Raw genomic sequence first — 20,847 nt, forward strand, 5'->3', positions numbered from 1 at the left:
CCACAAAGTTTTATAATTGTTGCCCGGGCTTCCCACGTACGTCACGATGCCCTCCACCGAGCTCGAATCAGCGCGGTTCACCAGTATCGACTGGGCCACGGAGTCCGGGGGGTGGCGGTCGGTCCGCCTCCGGACCGCCGGCCTCGTCGCCGCCCTGCTGGTGGTCGCCGCGCTGTTCACCTACGACTACGTGGTGGCACCCCGGGAGCTGTTCGAGTTCCTGGACTGGGACGTCACCCGCATCGACTGGCTGTTCCTGGTCTCGACGGTGCTGTTCGTCAGGTACGCCGTCGTCCCGCTGGCCGCGAACCGCGACCGCGCGGCGTCGTACGCCGCCGAGTTCGCGCGGCGGCCGGCGGGCGTGCTCAGCCTCGGCTACATCCTCGCGTTCGGCGTGCTCGGCGTCGTCGGCCCGGAGTGGTTCGGGCTGGCGCGCGTCGACTTCGGGACGAAACTCCAGCCGCCGGTGTTCGCGACCTTCGACGCAGCCGACGTCTGGCCCTACACCTGCGTCGGGAACTCCGTCGGGGACGTCTGCCACGGCACCTGGCAGTACCCGCTGGGGACCACGCGCGTCGGCGAAGACATGGTGAAGCTCATCGTCTACGCCATCCGGATCGGCCTCCAGCTCGCGCTGTCGGCGGCGATGATCATGGTCGTCGTCGCCACCGCCGTGGGCACCGCAGCCGGCTACTTCGGCGGCTGGGTCGACGACGTGCTGATGCGGTACGTCGACGTCCAGCAGACGATTCCCGCCGTCGTCGTCTACATCGTTCTCGCGACCATGTACCTCGGACAGGGACTGTTCGCGCTCGCACTCATCTTCGGCCTCCTCGACTGGGGCGGCATCGCCCGCCTCGTCCGGTCGGAGGCGATGCAGCGTCGCACCGACGGTTTCGTCCGCGCCGCCCGCAGCGCCGGCGCCAGCGACTTCCACGTCGTCCGCAAACACGTGATTCCGAACTCCACTGCTACCATCGTCACGGCCCTGACTCGCCAGATTCCCCTGCTCATTCTCGCGCAGGTGGCACTCGCCTACCTCAAGCTGAACAACGTCGCCTACCGCTCGCTGGGCGAGGTGCTGCTGCGGGGGCTGTCCGGGAACCCCGTGCCGTGGCACCAGAAGTGGTGGATTGCGGGGTTCATCACGCTGTTCCTCGTGCTCACGGTCGTGTCCTTCAACGTCTTCGGGGACGTGGTCCGGGACGTGCTCGACCCGCAATCGGAGGTGGCCTAGATGACTGAACCGCTGCTGTCCGTGCGCGACCTCCACACGCAGTTCGACACCGACGACGGGACCGTGCGGGCCGTCGACGGCGTGAGCTTCGACGTCGAGGCCGGCGAGACCGTCTGTCTCGTCGGCGAGTCCGGCTCCGGGAAGACCGTCGCCTGCGAGTCCATCACGAAGCTCGTGCCACAGCCGCCCGGGAAGATCACCGGCGGCGAGGTGGTCTTCGACGGCGAAGACCTCACCGGGCTCTCCGGGAAGGCGCTGCGGGAGTACCGGGGCGGCCGCATCGGGCACGTCTTCCAGAACCCGCAGGGCGCGCTCGACCCCGTCTACACGGTCGGCGACCAGCTCGTGGAGGCCATCCGGCTGCACCGCGACGTGCCGAAGTCGCGGGCCCGCGAGCGCGCCGTCGAGTTGCTCGACCGGGTCGGCATCGGGGACGTCGAGGAGCGCATCGACGACTACCCCCACCAGTTCTCCGGCGGCATGAAACAGCGCGTCGTGGTCGCGATGGCGCTGGCCTGCGACCCCGACCTGCTCATCGCCGACGAGCCGACGACGGCGCTGGACGTCACCATCCAGGCGCAGGTGCTGCGGCTGCTCGACGAACTGCAGGACGAGCGTGGGATGGCGATGCTGTTCGTCACCCACGACCTCGGCGTCGTCGCCGAGATCGCGGACCGCGTCGTCGTGATGTACGCGGGCAAGGTGATGGAGACCGGCGACGTCTACCAGATATTCGAGGACCCATCGCACCCGTACACGCGCGCGCTGCTGGAGTGTCTGCCCGGCAGGGGCCGCGCGCTGGAGACCATCGGCGGGTCGCTGCCCGACCCGACGGACCCGCCGGACGGCTGCCGGTTCCACCCGCGGTGTCCCCACGCAGTCCCGAAGTGCGAGACCGGCAGCCAGCCGGACTTCGAGGACGTCGGCGGCGACCACGAGGTGTCCTGCGTGCTGCACGGCGACGAGCACAGACTGCCGGACGCGATGCTGGAGGTGGCCGACGATGACTGACGAGTCCGAGGCGGACGCCATCCTCTCGGTGCGGAACCTGGAGAAACACTACCCCGTCCGGTCGGGGCTGCTGCGCCGGGTGACGGGCCACGTGAAGGCCGTCGACGGCGTGAGCTTCGACGTCCACGAGGGCGAGACCGTCGGGCTCGTCGGCGAGTCCGGCTGCGGGAAGTCCACGACGGCGACCAGCCTGCTCCGGCTGGAAGAACCGACCGGCGGCGAGGTGTACTTCGAGGGCGAGGACATCACCGAGTACGGCAGCGACGACGAGCAGGCGTTCCGGCGGCGCGCCCAGATGGTGTTTCAGGACCCGAACTCGGCGTTCGACCCCCGGATGACCGTCGGGGAGTCCGTCGCCGAGCCGCTGGGCATCCACGGGCTGCGCGACGGGGACCGTCAGCGCCGCATCGTCGAGGACCTCCTCGAGCGCGTCGGGCTGTCGGCGGACGACGCCGACCAGTACCCCCACGAGTTCTCCGGCGGGCAGAAGCAACGCATCGCGCTCGCTCGCGCGCTCATCCTGAACCCCGACCTGCTCGTGGCCGACGAGCCGGTGAGCGCACTGGACGTCTCCGTGCAGGCGGAGATTCTCTCCCTGCTCGACGACCTCCAGTCCGAGCTCGGGCTGTCGATGCTGCTCATCAGCCACGACCTCGGCGTCGTCCGGCAGGTCTGTGACCGCGTCGGCGTGATGTACCTCGGCGAGCTCGTGGAGATGGCGCCCACCGAGGAGCTGTTCGCGAACCCCCAGCACCCGTACACCGAGGCGCTGCTGGCGTCCATCCCGGACCCCGACCCCCGGAACCGCGGCGACGCCGTGGAGCTCACGGGCGACGTCCCGGACCCCTCGGACCCGCCGAGTGGCTGCTCGTTCCACCCGCGCTGTCCCCGCGTCGTCCCGCCGGCGGACTACGACTTCCCCGAGGACTCGTTCCGCGAGGTGCTGGACTTCCGGCTGTCCGTCGAGAACGGCGACGTGGACGGCGACGAGTTCGCGTCACCAGCGGACGTCCGCGACGAGTTCGACCTGCCGCCGGAGCTCCCCGACGGGGACGCCGACGCCGTCATCTCGGCGGCCATCGAGGACGTGCTCGCCGGGGACACCGGAGCTGCCGCCGACCGGCTCGGCGACGCCTTCGAGACGGTCTGCGAGCGGGAGGCGCCGGAGCTCGTGGAGACCGACGCCGGCCACCCCGCCGCGTGCCACCTCCACGGCGCCGCCAGCGAACACGCACCGCCAGAGCTCTCGGCCAGCGACGACGACTGACCGGCGGCGACTCGCCACCAGGCGGGGGCGGCAGTGGGCCGGTGAGAGCCGCGCGCCGAGACTGCAACGCTTACGGTCGCCCGCCGTCGAAGGCGATGCAATGACCAGCGACGGCGAGGCGGTGACCGCGTTCGCGCCGGGGCACGTGACCGGCTTCTTCAGCGTGAGCGCGTCGGACGCCGAGGAGTCGGCGCGGACCGGCTCCCGGGGAGCGGGTGTGACGCTCTCGGAGGGCGTGACGGTCGCGGTGGCGCCCGGCGGCGGCGGCCGCGATGTCGTGCTGAACGGCGACCCGACGGACGTGGAAAGCGCGTTCGGCGTGCTCGACGCGCTCGGCGTGGACGCGAGGGTGTACGCCGAGACCGAACTGCCGCTGGGCGCGGGGTTCGGCGTGTCCGGCGCGACGGCGCTGGCGACGGCGCTGGCGGCCAACGAGGCCTTCGACTGTGGGCGGTCGGAGAACGACCTCGTGCGGGTCGCGCACGCCGCCGAGGTCGAGGCCGGCACCGGGCTCGGGGACGTGGTCGCACAGGCGCGCGGCGGCGTCCCGGTCCGACTGGAGGCGGGCGCACCGCCGTACGGCAGCCTCGACGGCGTGCCGGCGAGCGGGCACGTCGAGTACGTCTCCTTCGGCGGGCTGTCCACCAGCGAAGTCATCGGCGGCGACACGAGCGAGCTGTCGGCGGCCGGCGAGGACGCACTGGACGGCCTCCGGGCGGACCCAACGCTCCCCGAGTTCTTCGCGGCCTCGCGGCGGTTCGCGCGCGCCGCCGGCCTGCTCGACGGCGAGGTCGAGGACGCCATCGCGGCCGTCCGGGCCGAGGGCGGGGAGGCGGCGATGGCGATGCTCGGCCGGACGGTGTTCGCGCTCGGCACGGGGCTCAGCGACGCCGGCTACGACGCCGAGCGCTGCGAGATTCACCGGGCGGGCGCGTCGCTGCGGTAGCCGGCCGCTGCGCCGAGAGCGGGCGATTTTTGCACGAGAGGAGCGACCCTGTGGTATGACCGAGATTCCCGAGGACCACCCGCGCCACGACTCGCTGGTGACCCGCCACCGCATCGAGGACGGCGTCGACCGGGGCGTGACGAGCCGGCAGGGACTCATCGCGCAGGGCCGCGGGGAGGCCTACGACTACCTGCTGGGCGAGCAGACGATTCCGAGCGCCGACGACGCCGAGCGGGCGGCGGCCGCCCACCTGCTGCTCGCCGACCACCCCGTGCTGTCGGTGAACGGGAACGTCGCCGCGCTCGTCCCGGGCGAGCTCGTCGAGCTGGCCGAGGTGACTGGCGCCGATCTCGAAGTGAACCTCTTCAACAGGACCGAACAGCGCGTCGAGCGCATCGCCGAGTACCTCCGCGAGCACGGCGCCGACGAGGTGAAGGGGACGAAGGCGGACGCCCGGATTCCGGGGCTGGACCACGAGCGCGCGAAGGTCGACAGCGACGGCATCTTCGACGCCGACGTGGTGCTGGTGCCGCTGGAGGACGGTGACCGAGCGGAGGCGCTCGCCGACATGGGGAAGACGGAGCTCGTCGTGGACCTGAACCCGCTCTCGCGGTCGGCCCAGACTGCTTCGGTGCCCATCGTGGACAACGCGGTGCGCGCCATCCCGAACATCACGGCCCACGCTCGCGACCTGCGGGGCGCGAGCCGGGCGGAGCTGGAAGCGGTCGTCGAAGAGTTCGACGCCGGGGCGGCGCTGGCCGCCGCGGAGGAGAGGATTCGGACGGGAGCGAGCGAGGAGGAGTGAGTGGCAGAGCACGATGCGGGAACACCCCGTCACTGGCAGGAACCGAACGCCTTTTGATTGTTTAGGTTGGCCTAAATTACGTGACCCAGATCGAGTGTCGCGCGCCCCCGGCTCGTGGGCGCAGCGAGCAAGCGTCGTGCAGCGGCCACAGCGGAACGCTCGCCGGCTACTGTCGGCGCGCGGACGACGAGAACGCCTGAGATGGTCGGCACCGACCTCGCGACCATCCGCGGCCGCCTTGAGGCGCTGGCCGACCCCGACGGCGGGTTCGTCGTCGCGTGCGGCCGCACCGGCGAGCGACCGTTCCCAGTGGCCGGCCTGCGCTTCCCGGACCGGGAGACGGCTGCCGACGCGCTCTCGCTTGCGACCGCGTACCGGGAGACGCTCGCGCGCTACGACCCCTGGACGCCACGGTACGACCTCGTGGTCCACGGCACGCCCGTGCCGCCGGCGGCGGCCGAGGCGCCGGACTGCTCGGACGTCTGCCACGACGTCGTCGGCGCCGTCTTCGAGGCGCTGTCGGCCAGCGGCAACGAGGCCGCCGAGCGCGCCGTGCTCGACGACTACCTCGCCGCCGCCGAGGCGACCACTGACGTCGACGACCTCTCGGTTGTGTTGCTGGCGTCGACGGCCGACGCCCTCGACAGCCACCTCGCGCCCGGGGAGCGGGCGTCGGTGCTCCGGGACGCCGCCGGCCGCGTCGACGTCGTCGGCGCCGACGCGACGCCGGGCGGTGCGCTGGGTACCGTCGCCGCTGCGGGCCTCGCCGACACGGTCACGCGGACGACCGACGGCTGGCGATTCGCGGCTGCAGCGACCGGCGCGCGTGGGCCGGTGACCCTTCCGGTGGCGGTGGCGCTGCTGGCGACGGAGTCAGTGCAGGCGCCGGCGTTCACACCGGTGGCCGACCGCGTCGAAGTCAGGCCGACGGGCGGCCCCCGCGGGCTGGCGACCGCCGGCTCAGAGTAGCTCGCGAGCCATCCGCACGGCTTCGGGGGCGTCCTCGGCGAGCAGGTAGACGATGGGTTCGACGCCGTAGCCGCCCGTCTGGTAGAGAACGTCGACGGCCTCGGCGTCGGCGACCGCGTCCCGGACGTAGCTGTCGTCGCCGCTGGACTCACCCTCGGGGTCGAACTCCACGACGTCGTAGCCGGCGTCGGCCAGCGCCTCGACGGTGTCCTCGCTGTACGTCACGTTCAGCGCTGCCTGCGCGTCGGCGCCGGCGTCCCGGGCGGCCAGCAGGACGGTGGCGACGTACGCGCTCACGCCGAACTCCGGCTCGGCGGGAATCTCCGTACGTCCCATCACGTCCAGAATCCGGCCGGGGACCCCGGCCACGTCCTCGACGGCCTCGGCGTCCGGCGTGCACTCCACGAGGTTCGCGCCGACCGCCGGAATCAGCGTCGCGAACCCACTGGTGTGTTCGAGCATCCGGACGCCGCGCCGCACCGAGGACAGCACCCGCTCGCGGACCCGCACCTCGCTGTCGGTGTCGTGGACCGTGAAGTCGCCGTCGTACTCCGAAAGCGCCGGGTTCGCGTCCTCGTGGCGCTCCGCCAGCAGGTCGCCGCTGGCCGAGAGCCGCCGGATGAGGACCTCGGCCTCGACGAGCGCCTGCACCTGTGAGACGTCGCCGCTGGCCAGCCCCTCGCCGACGCGCTCGACCGTCTCGCGCACCCGGTCGTCGCTCTCGATGTCGGCGTCGGTCGCGACGTCGCCGTGGGCGTACTTCGAAACCGCCGACTGGCTGACGCCCAGCAGCTCGGCGACCTCGTGCTGGGTGAGCCCGCGCTCCCGCAGGTCGGCTGCCAGCAGCGACCGGAACGTCGGCAGGAACTCCTCGACGACGACCTCCTCGATGAACTTCATTGCTCGCCCCCGAACTCGCGGTCGCCCCGGATGCGAGAAGCCTGCGGGCCGTCCTGGTCCTGGTACTTCGAGCCGCGCTCCTCGCCGTACGGCCGGTCGGCGCGCGAGGACAGCTCCGTGAACACGAGCTGGCTGATACGCATCTCCGGCGTCAGCGCCACCGGGACCTTCCCCAGATTCGACAGTTCGAGCGTGACCCGCCCCTCGAACCCGGGGTCGATGAAGCCCGCTGTGGCATGCACTACCACGGCCAGCCGGCCGAGCGAGGAGCGGCCCTCGACCTGCGCGACGAGGTCCGGCGGCACCTCGACGCGTTCTTTCGTCGTGCCGAGCACGAAGTCCCCGGGGTGGAGGATGAACTCGTCGCCGTCGTCGACGACGGTCTCGGTGACGTAGTCCTCGACTTCCGCCTCGCGGTTCGGGTGGATGCAGGGGACGTTCGCGCGCTCGAACTCCAGGAAGCGCCGGCCCAGTCGGACGTCGACGCTCGCCGGCTGCACCTGGAGGTCGACGTCCTCCAGGGGCTCGATGGCGAGGTCGCCGTCCGCCAGGCGCGCGAGGATGTCCCGGTCGGAGAGTATCATACACCAACAGTTGAGCGGGGTCGCCTAAAGGTTTCAGAAGAGGGTCAGCAGCCAGCCGCCGTACGCCACCAGCCCGCCGACGAGGAACGGCCCCGAGGAGCGCGCGTCGAACGCCACCGAGAGGCCGTGGCCGTAGAGGTACGTCTCCCAGCCGGCGACGACGAAGCCGACGGCGTGGGTGAGCACCGACGAGCGCCGGACGTTCGCCTGGAACTGGTCGGCGAACATCCGGGGCGTCGTCGTCGACGCGTCGCCGAGCGCGACGGCGAGCACCCCGAACGCCACGAACGACGTGAGGACGGTCGGCAGCGTCCCCCAGCCCGCGACGACGAGTGTCTCGCCGAAGTCGCCGTCGTGGCCGACCACGGCGCGCGCGAGCAGGTGAAGGACGCCGGCGACGACGACCCACCCGATGGCGATCGCGAGCACGACACCGACGAGGTAGCCCGCGAGCGCACTCCAGACGGCGCCGCTCACGTCGCCACCGCCGCCGGCTGTCTCGAAGCGGCGGACGACGAGGACGCCGAAGCCGACGAGGGCGACGACCAGCGAGAGCGCGGCGAGCGTGACGGCGGTGGCGGCAGGCCGCAGTTCGAAGCCGTTGCGTTCGAAGTACTCGTGGGGGGCGACGACTGGCGTGCGGGGAGCCATGCGGCGTGCTGCGTCCGGCTCCGGCTTCCCGTTTTCGGCCGCGAGTAGCCAACGCTATGCCGGACCCACTCGTTGCCCCGGGCATGAAACAGGTCATCGCCGCCCGCACCGACATCGGGATGGGGAAAGGGAAACTCGCCGCGCAGGTCGCCCACGCCGCCCTGAACGCCTACGAGTTCGCCGACGACCGCGCGGTCCGGCAGTGGAAAGACGAGGGCCAGACGAAGGTCGTCGTGAAGGTCGGCAGCGAGCGCGAGCTCTACGAGCTCTCCGAGGAAGCCAAGCGCAAGGGGCTGCCTACCGGTCTCATCTCGGACGCCGGCCGCACCCAGCTGGAGCCGGGGACGCCGACGGCGCTCGCCATCGGTCCCGCTCCCGACGCCGACGTCGACCAGATTACGGGCGACCTCTCGCTGTTCTGAGCGCGGCGTCCGGGTAGAACTGGCCGTGGAAGTCGAACGGGAGCACGTGGGGGAGCCACGCCCTCGCACGCTCTGCGAACGTCTCGCCGTCAAGCACGAGCAGGAACGACTGCTCCCGCTCGGGGTCGAGGACCACCGACAGCACCACGCCGTCGCCCTCGCCGCCGCCCGGGCGGGGGACGAACACGGGCTCGCCGCAGAACGTCCCCGGCTCTCGCCAGACGGCGGTCTCTCGCCGCCAGCAGTCCACGCGAGCGGGATGGTTCGGCGCAGCCTCGGCGTCTCCCGTCCGCGTCGCGTAGACGTACCGTGAGGGGCGGCCGCGCCGCCGCTCGTCGAACCGGGGCAGCGAGAGTCCGCCGGTGGCGAGCGTCTGGAACGTCGCCCGGCCCGGACTCGCGGTGTCGCCGTCCAGAGGAACCCGGTACCGCCGGAGGTCGCCAGCGAGCGTCGTCACGGAGCCCGCGCGGAGCGCCGACAGCGAGAGGTCGCCGAGGACGCTCGCGTCCTCGAACGCGACGAGGTCGACGACGAGGCTGTCGCCGCGCCGGAACGCGTTGGCGTGGTGGAACGTGAAGAACGCGGGCGCCGTCGGCGCCGCCACGACCTCGCCGGTGTCCCGGGAGACCACGACGAATCGCGCCGGGCGGTCGGGCCGCCAGTCGAGCGCGTCGAGGAAGGAACTCGGGCCGCCCGGGCGAAGCAGCCCCCAGACGTCGACGTAGAGGGGGCAGGCCGCGACGACGACGTGCTCGGGCGTCAGCGCGAAACTGTGGACGTAGACGGCGTCCGAGAACCGGACGCGAGCGACGACCTCGCGGGCGGTCTCGCCGGCGGCGCGCTTCGTGACGACGTACGTCGGCCGCCGCCCGAAGCGCACGTGGAGATTGAACGTCGCGCCCGAGTCCGGGTCGACGACCGGGTGCGCGCAGGCGAGGTGGCCCGAGCGCTCGTCGTCGAACGCCCAGCTCCCCTGGGTCTCCAGCGTCTCCGGGTCGAAAGCGACTCGCTCGGGCGCCTCGGTCAGCGCGAGAAAGGAGTCGCCCGCCAGCGTGACGTTCACGTTCGTGTTGTCGGTCGCCTCCGGGAGCAGTGTCGCCCGGAGCCGCTCCAGCAGGGAGCCGGCCGCACCCGTGCCGAACTGGCCGGCATCCAGTCCACCGTCGTCGACAACGGCCCGGTACTCCTCGGTCCGCAGGAACCGGTTCGAGTACCGGACCGTGCCGTCGCCCGGGAACGCGAACCGCCGCAGCATCGCCAGCCCGTCGAACCAGTGCTCGAAGGAAGCGTCGTCTGTATCCGCCGGCCTCTCGTGAGACTCGGAGTCGCCCGCCTCGAACTTTCCCGGGCCGTTCCGCAGCAGCGCCCCGGACAGCCACCCCGGCAGGCTCCCCTCGACCGGGAGTTCGACGTCGTCGTGTTCGGTCTCGCAGGACGTGAAGCCGACTCGGTAGTCCGGCATCCGGTCCGTCCTTCGAGCGCCGGTAGCATAGCCGTGGCGGGGAACCGCCCGGGTTAAGCCACCGGCCCACCGAGTACTCGAGGAATGCGCGAGGCACACCCGGTCGAGCGAGCCGTCGAGATGGAGTACTACGCCAGCGACAGCGACGGCACGGGCGGCCGGCTCCGCGAGTCCCCCGAGGACTTCCGCGTGCGCGAGCTCGAGGCGTTCGACACCCAGCCCGTCGACGCGCCGACCGGCGACTACCCGTGGCTCGTCGTGCGCGCGACGCTGCGCCGCTGGGACACCAACGACTTCGCCCGCGAGCTCGCCAACAGCGTCGGAATGAGCCGCGAGCGCGTGACGTGGGCGGGGACGAAAGACCGCCACGCCGTCACCACCCAGCTGTTCGCCGTCCGCGACCTCGACGCCGACCAGCTGCCCGAGATCCGGGACGCCGACATCGAAGTCGTCGGGCGGGCGGGTCGCGGCCTCGAGTTCGGCGACCTCGCCGGCAACGCCTTCGAGATCGTCGTGCGGGAGCCCGACGCTCCCGAGCAGGCCGAGGCTGTCGCCGACGACCTCGCCGGATTCGCCGGCGGTGAGGTGGCCGGCTCGCGGGCTTCGCCCGCTCCCTCGTCCCGAGACGCGTCGCGTCTCGCGGTCGGCGTGCCGAACTACTTCGGTCAGCAGCGCTTCGGCAGCAAACGCCCCGTCACCCACGAGGTCGGGCTCGCCATCCTGCGGGACGACTGGGAGGGCGCCGCGATGGCGTACCTCGGCGACCCCACCGAGCACGAGCCCGAGGACTCCCGGGCTGCACGCGAGTACGTCGAGAACACCCGCGACTGGGAGGGCGCCTTAGAGGAGTTCCCGCAGCGCCTGCGCTACGAGCGCACGATGCTCCACGAGCTCGTGGACGGCGGCAGCTTCCGTGACGCCGTCGAGACGTTCCCGTCGAACCTCCAGCGGCTGTTCGTCAACGCCGCCCAGTCGTACGTCTTCAACCGGATACTCTCCGAGCGCATGGAGCGCGGGCTGCCGTTCCACGAGCCGGTCGCCGGCGACGTCGTGTGGTTCGCCGACAGTGACGCCGCCGCCGAGGTCGCCCAGCCCGACTCCTCGCGCGAACAGCGCGTCACCGAGTCCCGCGTGGACGTGATGGCCCGGCACTGCGAGCGCGGCCGCGCGTTCGTCACCGCACCCCTCGTCGGCACCGACACCGAGTTCGCCGACGGCGAGCCCGGCGACATCGCCCGCGGCGTCCTCGACGACCTCGACCTCGCGCCCGCCGACTTCGACCTCCCCGGGAACTTCGACTCCCAGGGCACCCGCCGCGCGATTCTCCTCCAGCCGGACCTCGCCATCGACCACGACCCGCTGACCTTCGAGTTCGCGCTGCCCTCCGGCAGCTACGCCACGGTCGTCCTCCGCGAGTTCCTCAAGACCAGTCCGCTGGAGCTCTGAGGTCCGCCGGCCTCGTCGGAGCTTTCGAGTGTCGCCGACCACAGCGGAAGACGAACAGCGGAACCAGTTTCCTCCCGAGAAACACCGTCCTTTTGCGCGGCGAACCGCTTCTCTCGGCGTATGGAGTGTTCGCGGTGTGGCACGCCCCTGGAGAAGCCGGCCGACTACTGTCTGGTGTGCCGGACCGGGAACTGCGACGCGGTGGTGGCGGACTGCAGTCGGGAGCGCGCGACGCTGACGTTCCTCGACGACGAGGACGTCGTGGGCCGGACCGACGTGACGACGGTGCCGGAGGACGGCGCGGAGACGGGCGTCGTTGAACTCCGGAACTTCGCGGGCCGAGTGGCCGACGAGATCCGCAGAAAACGCCCGGAGGACGTCTTCGTCGCGGGCGACCACGAGGTCATCCGGGCGGTGCGCGCGGACCTCCACCACGACGTCTACCGCGTCGAGCCCGACGACCCCGTGCAGTCGGTGCTCGACCGGCGCGGCGACCGCGTGCTCGAGGTCGTCGAGAAGCCCGCGCGAGAGAAGATCGGTGGCCGGCACTCGACGCTCATCGGCGACCGCGACGGCCAGCAGGCCATCCGCACGGTCGCCGCGCACCCCAACGTGAAGAAGGTCATCCCGGGCCCAATCGACGCCGGCGGCTCCGGCTCCCGCACCGGCGTCCGCGCGAAGGTGACGAGAGCCGACAACAACGGCAACCTCCGGCTGCTCGTGCGAGACGGCTCCAGCGTCCAGGAGAACCGCGTCGTCACGACGGCGATGAGCCGCGAGACCGGCGAGCGCGTCCGCGAAGACCTCAACGGCGCGCTCTCCGAGGAAGCCCTCCGGGAGTAGCGCTCGCAGTCCTGTGCCCTCCCTTCGGTCGGGCACACAGCTCACGGGTCGCTACGCTCTCACGACTCGGTAGCCTCGCCGTTCGACCAGTCCGTGCTCTCCCGCCGGTCGAGCACGCGCTCCCCGCTCGTTCAGTCCGTCCCCTGGTTACACTCGGGGACGCGACTCGTAGCGTTTATGTACGCGACGGCGGTAGACGCTGCCACTATGGCTAACCAGAGCTCCACCGGGAGCGCCGGCCGGTTCGGTGCGCGCTACGGGCGCGTCTCGCGCCGCCGCGTCTCCGACATCGAGGGCACGATGAACGAGAACCACGCCTGCCCGGACTGCGGCTCCGAGTCCGTCTCCCGACAGGGGACGGGCATCTGGCAGTGCGGCAAGTGCGACTACAAGTACACGGGCGGCGCGTACCAGCCCCAGACGCCGGGTGGCAAGACGGTCACGCGCTCGATCCGCACGGCACTCGGCGAGAACGCCGACGGCAGCAGCGACGACGACAGCGAGTAACTACGATGTCGTACAAGTGCTCGCGCTGCAAGCGGGACGTCGAACTCGACGAATACGGCGGCGTGCGCTGTCCGTACTGCGGCCACCGCGTGCTCCTGAAGGAGCGCAGCCGCGACGTGAAGGAAGTCAGCGTCGAGTAGCAGGGACGTGCCGTCGCACTCGACGGAGCTCGTTTTCCGGTACGACTCGCCGGCCGTCGCGTCCGTCGTCGCAGCGAGCGTCACGGTCGAGGCGGGTGACATCGAGGGCGACCGCAGCCGGGCCGCCGTCGACCGCGACGGCGACACCGTGACGGTGACCGTGAACGCCACTGACCTGACGGCGCTGCGCGCAGGCCAGAACACGTGGCTGACGCTCGTCGAAGTGGCCGAGCGCGTCGCGGACGCCGCAGCCGGCCCGCCCAGCGAGTAGCCGCGCGGTCGCAGCGTCGAAGACGCCGCTGTTGGGGTGGAGACGCCGCGACGGGCAGCGTCCAGGTGCGCGACTACAAAGCGGGGGTTTTTCCGTCGGGCGCGCCACCGAAGAGGTATGCAGGGTAACCTACCGCCGGAAGCGCAGGAGAAACTCGAGAAGCTTCAGGACCTTCAGGAGAAGGCCCAGAACGTCACCGCGCAGAAGCAGCAGGCCGAACAGCAGCTCTCCGAGGCCGAGACGGCGCTCGACGCGCTCGGTGACATCGACGAGGACACGACGATGTACCGCGAGGTCGGCGAGCTCCTCGTGGAGACCGGCTACGACGACGCCCACGACGACCTCGACGAGAAGGTCAACGACCTCGAAATTCGCGTCGAGACCCTCCAGAAGCAGGAGGACCGCGTGCAGGAGCAGTTCGAGAGCCTCCAGGAGGAGCTCCAGGACATGCTCGGCGGCGCCGGCGGCGCAATGGGCGGCCCGAGCGCGTAACGGATGCCGACCGACGAGGCGGTCGTCGAGACGGCCGCCGAGGCCGCCGAAGGCCTCGTGCTCGACCGGCTCAAGACCAGTGACGTGGACGACCTCGACATCACGGTGACGTTCGAGGACGGCGTGCTGGACGTGGACGTCTACGTCCGGGCGCCGGACGCCGACGCCGACGTGGAGCAGGCCGCCGACGACGCCGCGCTCGCCGCGCAGGCGGCCGTCGACGACCTGTTCGACGAGGACGAGTAGGCGACGGGAACGCCACCGACGACGGCGACGAGGGCAGTAGTTTCTCGCCGTTCGCTGCACTCGCCAGCCGTGTCTGTGGTCGTGGTGGCGGTTGTCGGAGCCAGTCCGGAGCCAGCGTTTGGGGTGCCGGCTGGCCGGCTCGCTACGTCAGGAAGAAGACGAGGACGCTGATGGTGACCGTGGCGAGAACCGCCAGCCCCGCGACGGCGCCGCCCATCGCGATGACGGCGTTGGCGTGGCTGGCCAGCGTCTCCGTGCGGTCGTTGCCGAAGACGGTGACTTCCGCGCGCTCGCTGGCCATGCCGGCCTCGACGGGTTCGAGATCGTCGACGGCTTCCTCGGTGAGGTCGAGGACGACGTCGGTGAGGTCGTCCCAGTCGATGGCGCCACCGACCTGGTTGCTGGACTCCACGGTGTTCACGATGTGGGTGTCCGTCGTCATGATCTCGCCGTGGCCGACGCCAGCAGCGGCGACGGCGTCCAGCAGTTCCTCGCGCAGCCCGGGCTCCATGTTGTTCCCGTCGACGAGCACGTACGCGGTGCGGTCGCCGCCGGTCTCGACGACGGAGACGCGGACGCCGAGGGGGCCGATGCCGTCGCTGGGGCGCCACGGCGTGCGGTCCCACGCGACGCCCATACGGAGCACGTGTTCGTCGGCGTCCTCGAGCTCGCGAGCGGCGGCGCCAGCGGCCTGAATCATCTGGAAGGACCGCTCGCTGCCCGGGTAGACGTGACCGAGGTCGTCGCCATCGAGACCGTTGTTACAGTTGTGGGCGTCCGCGAGCAACACGTCGTCCATGCCCTCCACGCGGGCTTCGGCGGCCGCGGACAGGCCGACGGCGTACTCGACGTCGTCGGCGAACCCGGGCGCGTACGTCGACACGAGCAGGGCCTTGTCGTCGAACGCCTGCCCGAGCAGTTTCGCTTCGCCCTCCTCGACGCGCACCGGCCCGGTTGCGGTCTCGGTGTACTCGATTCGGTCGTAGGCGTCGGCGGCGGCGTCGACGAGCGTGTCCACCTCGCGCTCGGTGACGAGGTTGAAGTCGTGGCCGGCGGTCGCGTGCGGCGGGAACGCCAGCCCGGTGGCGGATTCAGCGACGCGCTGCGGGAGGTTCCCGCCGCCGATCTCGCCCATCGGCCCCGGGTGGATCATCGGGAGGACGAAGCGGGCTTTCTCGGTCTCGTCGCTCGTCCGCCGGAACGACAGGACAGTCACGGGGACGACGGCCTCCTCGCCGATCTGCTCGAAGAAGTCCTCGAGCTCCCGGGTGCCCTCGGCGATGTGGCCGATGAAGCCGCCGACGAAGTCCAGCACGCTGACGCCGAGGCTGCGCTTCCACGGCCGGTCGATGACGACGACGAGGCCGTAGGCGACGCCGCCGTACAGCGCCGTCATCGCGGCGAGCAACAGGAAGTCGCGTGGCGCGAACGCGTACTGGATCTCCGGGGGTGCGTGCGAGGGCCGCGCGAGGAACGCGCCGAGCAGCGACCCGCCGACGGCCAGATAGTTCAGCGTGCCGCCGTAGACGAACAGCAGTATCCCCGCGGTCGCGGTCTGGATGCTCGCCGGCACCGCGGACACGGGCAGCGAGTTCCGGGACACCGCCAGAATCACGAGGAACCGGATGGCGAACACGAGCGCGAGCGCGGCGATGAGCGCGTCGAAGACGAAGTTCTGGCCGAGCCGCGGGACGAGGATGGCGACGACGCCGGCGAGCACGAGCACGACGACAACGACGACCTCGCAGGCGACCGCGAGCAGCGACGACCGGTTGTACGTGAGCTGGCCGCCGAAGTAGCGGTCGACCGGCGTCGTGGCGAGGCCAGCGACGGCGGTCGGGACGCCGATGAAGAACACGCCCTGCCAGGCGTCCTCCATGACGTACTGGCTGTCGAAGGCCGCGATGCCCGCCAGCGCCGCGACGACCAGCGAGAGCGCGACGCTCGTGTACCAGCGGGGCGCGCGGAAGATGTACTTCGAGAGGCTCGCCAGTTCGCCCTGGGTCTCGGTCATGGCGGAGCGCTACGCGCAGACGTCGACGAAGTTCTCGAAGACCTCCTCGCCTTCCTCGGTGTGTGCGACCTCGGGGTGCCACTGGACGCCGTAGATGTCGCGGTCGGCGTCGCCCATCGCTTCGACGCCGCAGATGTCGCTCTCGGCGGTGCGCGTGAAGCCGTCGGGGACGGTGACGACTTCGTCGGCGTGGCTCGCCCACACCCGGGTCTCGGGCGCGAGCGACCCGACGACGGGGTCGTCTTCGTCGGTGATGCGGACGTCGACGTCGGCGTAGCCGCCGTAGTCGCCGGACTCGACGCTGCCGCCGAGTTCGTCCGCGACGAGCTGGAGCCCGAGACAGATACCGAGGACGGGGACGTCGAGGTCGAGGTACTCCCGGCAGTGGCCGACGTCGTCCATGTCGGGGCCGCCGGAGAGGACGAGGCCGTCCGCGTCGATGTCCTCGGGTGGGGTCGTGTTGTCCACGAGGTCCACGTCCACCCCGTCCATGTCCCGGAGCAGCCGGTGCTCCAGGTGGGTGAACTGCCCGTGGTTGTCGACGACGAGGATTCGCGTCATTGGCGCCGGGTAGGCAACAGCGGCGTAAAAACCCACTCGTTCGCTGACAGGGCGTGCCGGCGGCGGGATTTAGGTGCGTGGCCCGCGAGGAGCCGTGCATGGATTCGCGCGAGCGCCCGGGGGAGGTCGCGTGACTGCGAACGGCTGGAGAGACGACGGTGCCGGCAGTGACGGCAGCAGCGACGCCGCCGACGACGCCGGTGGTGACGGCGGCAGCGACGACGACGGCAGCGGCAGCGACCGTGTGCGCGTGGGGGTCGACGTCGGCGGGACGTTCACCGACGTGGTGTCCGTCCGGGAGGGCGCTGTCCACGTGGAGAAGACGCCATCGACGCCGGAGAATCCGGCCGAGGGCGCAGTGACCGGGCTGGCGGCCGCCAGCGACGCGGCGGGGTTCGCGCCGGGCGCCGTCTCGTTTCTGAGCCACGGGACGACCGTCGCGACGAACGCCGTACTCGAGGGCGAGTGGGCGGACGCCGCGCTCGTGACGAACGAGGGGTTCCGGGACGTGCTGGAGATCGGCCGGCAGGCCCGGCCGGACATCTACGACTTCGACGCCGAGAAACCCGAGCCGGTCGTCCCCCGCAACCGGCGGGTCGAGGTGCCGGGTCGACTCGACGAGCGCGGCGCCGTGCTGGACCCACTGGACGAGGACGCGGTTCGCGCGGTCGGCCGCGAGCTCGCAGCCGATGAAGGGGTGGACAGCGTCGCCGTCTCGCTTTTGTACAGCTTCGAGGACGACAGCCACGAGCGCCGGGTCGCCGACCTGCTCCGTGCGGCCGGCGTCGACGCCCCCGTCTCGCTGTCCAGCGACGTGCTGCCCGAGATACGGGAGTACGAGCGCACGCTCGCCACGGCGCTGAACGCCGCCCTCGTCCCCGTGATGGCCGACTACCTCGCCGGGCTCGAGGCCCGGGTGCGGGAGTTCGGCGTCGACTCGGGGCTGCGGCTGATGGGGTCGGGCGGCGGCCTGCTGGCCGCCGACACCGCCCGCGAGCGCCCGGTCGAGACGCTGCTATCCGGGCCGGCCGCGGGCGTCCGGGGCGCGTCGTTCGTCGCCGAACAGTGCGGGCTCGCCGACGCGCTCACGATGGACATGGGCGGCACGTCGTGTGACGTCTCGCTCGTCCGCGGCGGCGAGCCGGTGGTCGCGACGGACGTCGCCGTCGGCGACTACGCCGTCGGCGTCCCGACGGTCGACGTGCACGCCGTCGGCTCGGGCGGCGGCTCCGTGGCGTGGGTGGACGACGGCGGCGCGCTCCACGTCGGCCCGAAGTCCGCCGGCGCCGACCCGGGCCCGGTCTGCTACGGCCGGGGCGGCGGCCGGCCGACGACGACGGACGCCCACTACCTGCTGGGCCGCATCGACCCCGACCGCTTCCTCGCCGACGACCTCGGCGCCGACGAGGCCGCCGTCCGGGAGGCGTTCGCGCCCGTCTGCGACCACCTCGGCGCCACGCCCGAGGACGCCGCCCGGGGCGTGCTGGACGTGGCGAACGCGAACCTCCGGCGCGCGCTCCGCGAAGTCTCGGTGGAGCGCGGCCACGACCCGCGGTCGTTCGCGCTCGTCGCGTTCGGCGGCGCCGGCCCGCTGCACGCCTGCCGACTCGCCGCCGACCTCGGGATGCCCCGGGTAGTCGTGCCGCGCGCGGCGGGGGTGCTGTCGGCGCTCGGTCTGCTCGTCAGCGACGTACTCCACGACCACGGCGTCTCCCGTGTGAGGCGTGTGGAGGACATCTCCCCCGATGTCGTGACCGGAGCATTCGCCGGCCTCCGGGAGGACGCCGTCGACCGGCTGGCCGACGAGGGCGTCCCGCCGGCCCGGCGGCGGTTCGAGCGCCGCGCCGACCTCCGGTACGCCGGCCAGTCGTTCGACCTCTCGGTGCCCGTGCCGGACGGCGACCTCGACGAGTCGGCGGTCGGGTCGCTAGTCGAGCGATTCCACGACCGCCACGCCGAGCGCTACGGGCACGCCGACCGCGGCGAGCCGGTGGAGCTGGTGACGCTTCGGCTGCGGGCGCGCGGCGTCGTCGACCCGCCGGCATTCGACCCGCCAGCCGCCGGGACGACCGCCGCCGACGCAATCCGAGCGGAGCGCCCGGTCGCCTTCGACGGCACGGTCGCCGAGACGCCGATTTACGACCGGAGCCGGCTGCCCGCCGGCGCGAGCGTCGACGGCCCGGCGGTCGTGGAGGACGACGCGACCACCGTCGTGGTCCACCCGGGTCAGACCGCGGACGTGGACGACCACGGCCACCTCGTCGTCGACACTGACGGGGGTGAGGCGTGATGGTCGACGCCGTCACGCTGGAGGTCGTGCGCAACGCCTGCGAGTCCATCGCCGAGGAGATGAACGCCGACCTCGTGCGGACGGGCTACTCGCCGAACATCAAGGAGCGCCGGGACTGCTCGACGGCGCTGTTCGACGCCGACGGCGACCTCGTCGCGCAGGCGGAGACGATGCCCGTCCACCTCGGCGCGATGCCGTTCTCCGTCGCGGCGGCCGTCGACGCCTTCGACGGCGACCTCGCGCCGGGCGACGCCGTCCTCCTCAACGACCCGTTCCGTGGCGGCGCCCACCTCCCCGACCTCACGCTCGTCTCTCCCGTGTACGCCGAGCCCGAGTCCGGCGGCAGCGACCCGGAGCTCGTGGCGTACGCCGCGAACCGCGCGCACCACGCCGACGTCGGCGGGTCGACGGCCGGCTCGGTCGCCGCCGACTCCACGGAGATCTACCAGGAGGGCCTGCGGATTCCACCAGTCAAGCTCGTCGAGGGCGGCGAGGTCGACGAGGACGTGCTGGCCCTGCTGCTGGCGAACACCCGGACGCCCGACGAGCGCCGGGGCGACGTGCGCGCCCAGCGAGCCGCCAACGAGACGGCCCGCGAGCGCGTCCACGACCTCCTCGACGAGCACGGCGCCGGCGGGCTCGCGGCGGCCTTCGACGAGATTCAGGACTACTCCGAGCGCCGGATGCGCGCCGAACTCCGCGAGCTACCCGACGGCGCGTTCTCGTTCGCGGACGTCCTCGACAGCGACGGCCGCGGCGCCACCGACCTGCCGGTCGAAGCCGCCGTCACCGTCGACGGCGACGAGGTGTCCGTGGACTTCGCCGGCTCCGCGCCGCAGACCGAGGGGCCGGTGAACGCCGTCTTCGCCGTGACCGCCTCCGCGACCTACTACGCTGTTCGATGCGTCACCGACCCGGGGATTCCGCCGAACGCCGGCTGCTACCGGCCCGTCGCCATCGACGCGCCCGAGCGCAGCATCGTGAACCCCGAGCCGCCGGCGGCGGTCGTCGGCGGGAACCTCGAGACGAGCCAGCGCGTCACCGACGTCGTGCTCGGCGCGTTCGCCGAAGCCGTCCCCGACCGCGTGCCGGCGGCCGGACAGGGCACGATGAACAACGTCACCTTCGGCGGCACCGACCCACGAAACGGAGAGCCGTACGCGTTCTACGAGACCGAGGGCGGCGGGTTCGGCGGTCGGCCAGAGGGCGACGGGCTGGACGCCGTCCACGTCCACATGAGCAACACGATGAACACGCCCGTCGAGGTGCTGGAGACGGCGTACCCGCTGCGGGTCCGGGCGTACGCGCTCCGGCCGGACTCGGGGGGCGCGGGCGCCAGCCGCGGCGGTCTCGGCCTTCGGCGGGACGTCGAGGTCCGCGACCACGAGGCCCGGTTCAGCCTGCTCGCCGACCGCCACCGCAACGCGCCCTACGGGCTGGCTGGCGGCGAACCCGGCACGCGCGGCGAGGTGCTGGCGTTCGAGGACGGCGAGTACGGCGCCGACGGCCACGACGGCGAGGACGATGAGGACGAGCACGGGGAGCGCCTCCCGGAGAAGTGCGTGCGCGTCCTCTCACCGGGGACCGTCGTGAGCATCCGAACGCCGGGCGGCGGCGGGCACGGCGACCCCGGGGAGCGCGACGCGGACGCCGTCTGCCGGGACCTCGCCCTCGGGAAGCTCACCCGGGAGTACGTCCGAGAACACCACCCGGGAGTGCTGGACGACGACGCCGGCGGACGGCACAACACCGACGGCGAGGCAGACGAGTAGCCCGGACGGCT

22 protein-coding genes are annotated in these 20,847 nt (G+C 71.9%); 16 read left to right on the forward strand and 6 right to left on the reverse strand.

The features are described from left to right. The first annotated feature begins 46 nt into the window (after window positions 1-46). The 6 genes from LT971_RS08770 to LT971_RS08795 all read left to right on the forward strand — a co-directional run bounded on the left by LT971_RS08770 (window position 47) and on the right by LT971_RS08795 (window position 6,235). Entirely contained in the window at window positions 47-1,237 is a 1,191-nt protein-coding gene (locus LT971_RS08770; RefSeq protein WP_237006549.1) for an ABC transporter permease, read from the forward strand. Beyond that, window positions 1,238-2,248 (forward strand): ABC transporter ATP-binding protein, encoded by a 1,011-nt coding sequence (locus LT971_RS08775; protein WP_237006550.1) that lies wholly within the window; start codon window positions 1,238-1,240, stop codon window positions 2,246-2,248. Beyond that, window positions 2,241-3,515 (forward strand): ABC transporter ATP-binding protein, encoded by a 1,275-nt coding sequence (locus tag LT971_RS08780; protein WP_237006551.1) that lies wholly within the window; start codon window positions 2,241-2,243, stop codon window positions 3,513-3,515. The genes LT971_RS08775 and LT971_RS08780 overlap by 8 nt, the downstream gene beginning before the upstream one ends. Before the next feature lie 100 nt (window positions 3,516-3,615). Next, a complete protein-coding gene (locus LT971_RS08785) occupies window positions 3,616-4,461 on the forward strand; it encodes a pantoate kinase (protein WP_237006552.1) in 846 nt (281 codons plus the stop codon). 55 nt (window positions 4,462-4,516) lie between these two features. Further along, window positions 4,517-5,266, forward strand: a complete 750-nt coding sequence (locus LT971_RS08790; RefSeq protein WP_237006553.1) for a 4-phosphopantoate--beta-alanine ligase — start codon at window positions 4,517-4,519, stop codon at window positions 5,264-5,266. 201 nt (window positions 5,267-5,467) lie between these two features. Then, the gene (locus LT971_RS08795) at window positions 5,468-6,235 is read left to right on the forward strand and encodes a DUF7551 domain-containing protein (RefSeq protein ID WP_237006554.1); all 768 of its coding nucleotides are present in this window, start codon (window positions 5,468-5,470) and stop codon (window positions 6,233-6,235) included. Here LT971_RS08795 and LT971_RS08800 read toward each other — a convergent pair. The 3 genes from LT971_RS08800 to LT971_RS08810 are packed head-to-tail and all read right to left on the reverse strand — an operon-like array spanning window position 6,227 to window position 8,370. Continuing rightward, a complete protein-coding gene (locus tag LT971_RS08800; protein ID WP_237006555.1) occupies window positions 6,227-7,135 on the reverse strand; it encodes a thiamine-phosphate synthase family protein in 909 nt (302 codons plus the stop codon). The two genes, LT971_RS08795 and LT971_RS08800, sit on opposite strands and share 9 nt — an antisense overlap. After that, on the reverse strand, window positions 7,132-7,719 hold the full coding sequence (dcd, locus tag LT971_RS08805; RefSeq protein ID WP_237006556.1) for a dCTP deaminase: 588 nt from the start codon (window positions 7,717-7,719) through the stop codon (window positions 7,132-7,134). The genes LT971_RS08800 and dcd overlap by 4 nt, the downstream gene beginning before the upstream one ends. A gap of 33 nt (window positions 7,720-7,752) precedes the next feature. After that, complete coding sequence (locus LT971_RS08810) at window positions 7,753-8,370, reverse strand: YIP1 family protein (RefSeq protein WP_237006557.1); 618 nt, start codon at window positions 8,368-8,370, stop codon at window positions 7,753-7,755. 83 nt (window positions 8,371-8,453) lie between these two features. Between LT971_RS08810 and pth2 the strand changes: the two genes are divergently transcribed. Continuing rightward, complete coding sequence (gene pth2 / locus LT971_RS08815) at window positions 8,454-8,792, forward strand: peptidyl-tRNA hydrolase Pth2 (RefSeq protein ID WP_237006558.1); 339 nt, start codon at window positions 8,454-8,456, stop codon at window positions 8,790-8,792. On the opposite strand, the gene LT971_RS08820 is transcribed toward pth2, so the two are convergent. Further along, entirely contained in the window at window positions 8,767-10,254 is a 1,488-nt protein-coding gene (locus LT971_RS08820; protein ID WP_237006559.1) for a carotenoid oxygenase family protein, read from the reverse strand. The genes pth2 and LT971_RS08820 overlap by 26 nt on opposite strands. 84 nt (window positions 10,255-10,338) lie before the next feature. Here LT971_RS08820 and truD point away from each other — a divergent pair, with 84 nt between their 5' ends. From truD to LT971_RS08855, 7 genes are all read left to right on the forward strand, one after another. After that, entirely contained in the window at window positions 10,339-11,700 is a 1,362-nt protein-coding gene (gene truD / locus LT971_RS08825; protein WP_237006560.1) for a tRNA pseudouridine(13) synthase TruD, read from the forward strand. Window positions 11,701-11,820: 120 nt separating this feature from the next. Then, window positions 11,821-12,543, forward strand: coding sequence for a DUF2103 domain-containing protein (locus tag LT971_RS08830; RefSeq protein ID WP_237006561.1), 723 nt, complete (start codon window positions 11,821-11,823; stop codon window positions 12,541-12,543). 207 nt (window positions 12,544-12,750) lie between these two features. After that, window positions 12,751-13,050, forward strand: a complete 300-nt coding sequence (locus tag LT971_RS08835) for a 50S ribosomal protein L37ae (protein ID WP_237006562.1) — start codon at window positions 12,751-12,753, stop codon at window positions 13,048-13,050. A 5-nt stretch (window positions 13,051-13,055) separates the two neighbouring features. After that, window positions 13,056-13,190 (forward strand): DNA-directed RNA polymerase subunit P, encoded by a 135-nt coding sequence (locus tag LT971_RS08840; RefSeq protein ID WP_129114797.1) that lies wholly within the window; start codon window positions 13,056-13,058, stop codon window positions 13,188-13,190. Window positions 13,191-13,197: 7 nt separating this feature from the next. Then, on the forward strand, window positions 13,198-13,461 hold the full coding sequence (locus LT971_RS08845; protein WP_237006563.1) for a KEOPS complex subunit Pcc1: 264 nt from the start codon (window positions 13,198-13,200) through the stop codon (window positions 13,459-13,461). A gap of 117 nt (window positions 13,462-13,578) precedes the next feature. Next, window positions 13,579-13,953 (forward strand): prefoldin subunit beta, encoded by a 375-nt coding sequence (locus LT971_RS08850; protein ID WP_237006564.1) that lies wholly within the window; start codon window positions 13,579-13,581, stop codon window positions 13,951-13,953. Between the two features lie 3 nt (window positions 13,954-13,956). Continuing rightward, entirely contained in the window at window positions 13,957-14,199 is a 243-nt protein-coding gene (locus tag LT971_RS08855) for a DUF3194 domain-containing protein (RefSeq protein ID WP_237006565.1), read from the forward strand. Between the two features lie 142 nt (window positions 14,200-14,341). Here LT971_RS08855 and LT971_RS08860 read toward each other — a convergent pair whose 3' ends face one another. Both LT971_RS08860 and LT971_RS08865 read right to left on the reverse strand, forming a co-directional pair. After that, complete coding sequence (locus LT971_RS08860) at window positions 14,342-16,213, reverse strand: DUF2070 family protein (protein WP_237006566.1); 1,872 nt, start codon at window positions 16,211-16,213, stop codon at window positions 14,342-14,344. Window positions 16,214-16,222: 9 nt separating this feature from the next. Then, window positions 16,223-16,774, reverse strand: a complete 552-nt coding sequence (locus tag LT971_RS08865) for a GMP synthase subunit A (RefSeq protein ID WP_237006567.1) — start codon at window positions 16,772-16,774, stop codon at window positions 16,223-16,225. A 244-nt stretch (window positions 16,775-17,018) separates the two neighbouring features. On the opposite strand from LT971_RS08865, the gene LT971_RS08870 reads away from it, so the two are divergent. Together LT971_RS08870 and LT971_RS08875 are read left to right on the forward strand one after the other, a co-directional pair. Next, window positions 17,019-19,064 (forward strand): hydantoinase/oxoprolinase family protein, encoded by a 2,046-nt coding sequence (locus tag LT971_RS08870; protein WP_425293276.1) that lies wholly within the window; start codon window positions 17,019-17,021, stop codon window positions 19,062-19,064. Beyond that, complete coding sequence (locus LT971_RS08875; protein WP_237006569.1) at window positions 19,064-20,836, forward strand: hydantoinase B/oxoprolinase family protein; 1,773 nt, start codon at window positions 19,064-19,066, stop codon at window positions 20,834-20,836. Before LT971_RS08870 ends, LT971_RS08875 begins: the two co-directional genes overlap by 1 nt. The last annotated feature ends 11 nt before the right edge of the window (window positions 20,837-20,847 follow it).

Source organism: Halobacterium rubrum, assembly GCF_021729015.1.
GTDB classification, from domain to species: domain Archaea; phylum Halobacteriota; class Halobacteria; order Halobacteriales; family Halobacteriaceae; genus Halobacterium; species Halobacterium rubrum.

Excerpts from the sequence above, each read along its gene's own strand:
- LT971_RS08770 (WP_237006549.1), top strand. The coding sequence starts at position 47 with ATGCCCTCCACCGAGCTCGAATCAGCGCGGTTCACCAGTATCGACTGG.
- LT971_RS08820 (WP_237006559.1), bottom strand. The coding sequence starts at position 10,254 with ATGCCGGACTACCGAGTCGGCTTCACGTCCTGCGAGACCGAACACGAC.
- LT971_RS08790 (WP_237006553.1), top strand. The coding sequence starts at position 4,517 with ATGACCGAGATTCCCGAGGACCACCCGCGCCACGACTCGCTGGTGACC.
- LT971_RS08810 (WP_237006557.1), bottom strand. The coding sequence starts at position 8,370 with ATGGCTCCCCGCACGCCAGTCGTCGCCCCCCACGAGTACTTCGAACGC.
- LT971_RS08795 (WP_237006554.1), top strand. The coding sequence starts at position 5,468 with ATGGTCGGCACCGACCTCGCGACCATCCGCGGCCGCCTTGAGGCGCTG.
- LT971_RS08785 (WP_237006552.1), top strand. The coding sequence starts at position 3,616 with ATGACCAGCGACGGCGAGGCGGTGACCGCGTTCGCGCCGGGGCACGTG.
- LT971_RS08865 (WP_237006567.1), bottom strand. The coding sequence starts at position 16,774 with ATGACGCGAATCCTCGTCGTCGACAACCACGGGCAGTTCACCCACCTG.
- truD (WP_237006560.1), top strand. The coding sequence starts at position 10,339 with ATGCGCGAGGCACACCCGGTCGAGCGAGCCGTCGAGATGGAGTACTAC.
- LT971_RS08840 (WP_129114797.1), top strand. The coding sequence starts at position 13,056 with ATGTCGTACAAGTGCTCGCGCTGCAAGCGGGACGTCGAACTCGACGAA.
- LT971_RS08775 (WP_237006550.1), top strand. The coding sequence starts at position 1,238 with ATGACTGAACCGCTGCTGTCCGTGCGCGACCTCCACACGCAGTTCGAC.
- LT971_RS08860 (WP_237006566.1), bottom strand. The coding sequence starts at position 16,213 with ATGACCGAGACCCAGGGCGAACTGGCGAGCCTCTCGAAGTACATCTTC.
- LT971_RS08835 (WP_237006562.1), top strand. The coding sequence starts at position 12,751 with ATGGCTAACCAGAGCTCCACCGGGAGCGCCGGCCGGTTCGGTGCGCGC.
- LT971_RS08850 (WP_237006564.1), top strand. The coding sequence starts at position 13,579 with ATGCAGGGTAACCTACCGCCGGAAGCGCAGGAGAAACTCGAGAAGCTT.
- dcd (WP_237006556.1), bottom strand. The coding sequence starts at position 7,719 with ATGATACTCTCCGACCGGGACATCCTCGCGCGCCTGGCGGACGGCGAC.
- LT971_RS08830 (WP_237006561.1), top strand. The coding sequence starts at position 11,821 with ATGGAGTGTTCGCGGTGTGGCACGCCCCTGGAGAAGCCGGCCGACTAC.
- LT971_RS08855 (WP_237006565.1), top strand. The coding sequence starts at position 13,957 with ATGCCGACCGACGAGGCGGTCGTCGAGACGGCCGCCGAGGCCGCCGAA.
- LT971_RS08800 (WP_237006555.1), bottom strand. The coding sequence starts at position 7,135 with ATGAAGTTCATCGAGGAGGTCGTCGTCGAGGAGTTCCTGCCGACGTTC.
- LT971_RS08780 (WP_237006551.1), top strand. The coding sequence starts at position 2,241 with ATGACTGACGAGTCCGAGGCGGACGCCATCCTCTCGGTGCGGAACCTG.
- pth2 (WP_237006558.1), top strand. The coding sequence starts at position 8,454 with ATGAAACAGGTCATCGCCGCCCGCACCGACATCGGGATGGGGAAAGGG.
- LT971_RS08875 (WP_237006569.1), top strand. The coding sequence starts at position 19,064 with ATGGTCGACGCCGTCACGCTGGAGGTCGTGCGCAACGCCTGCGAGTCC.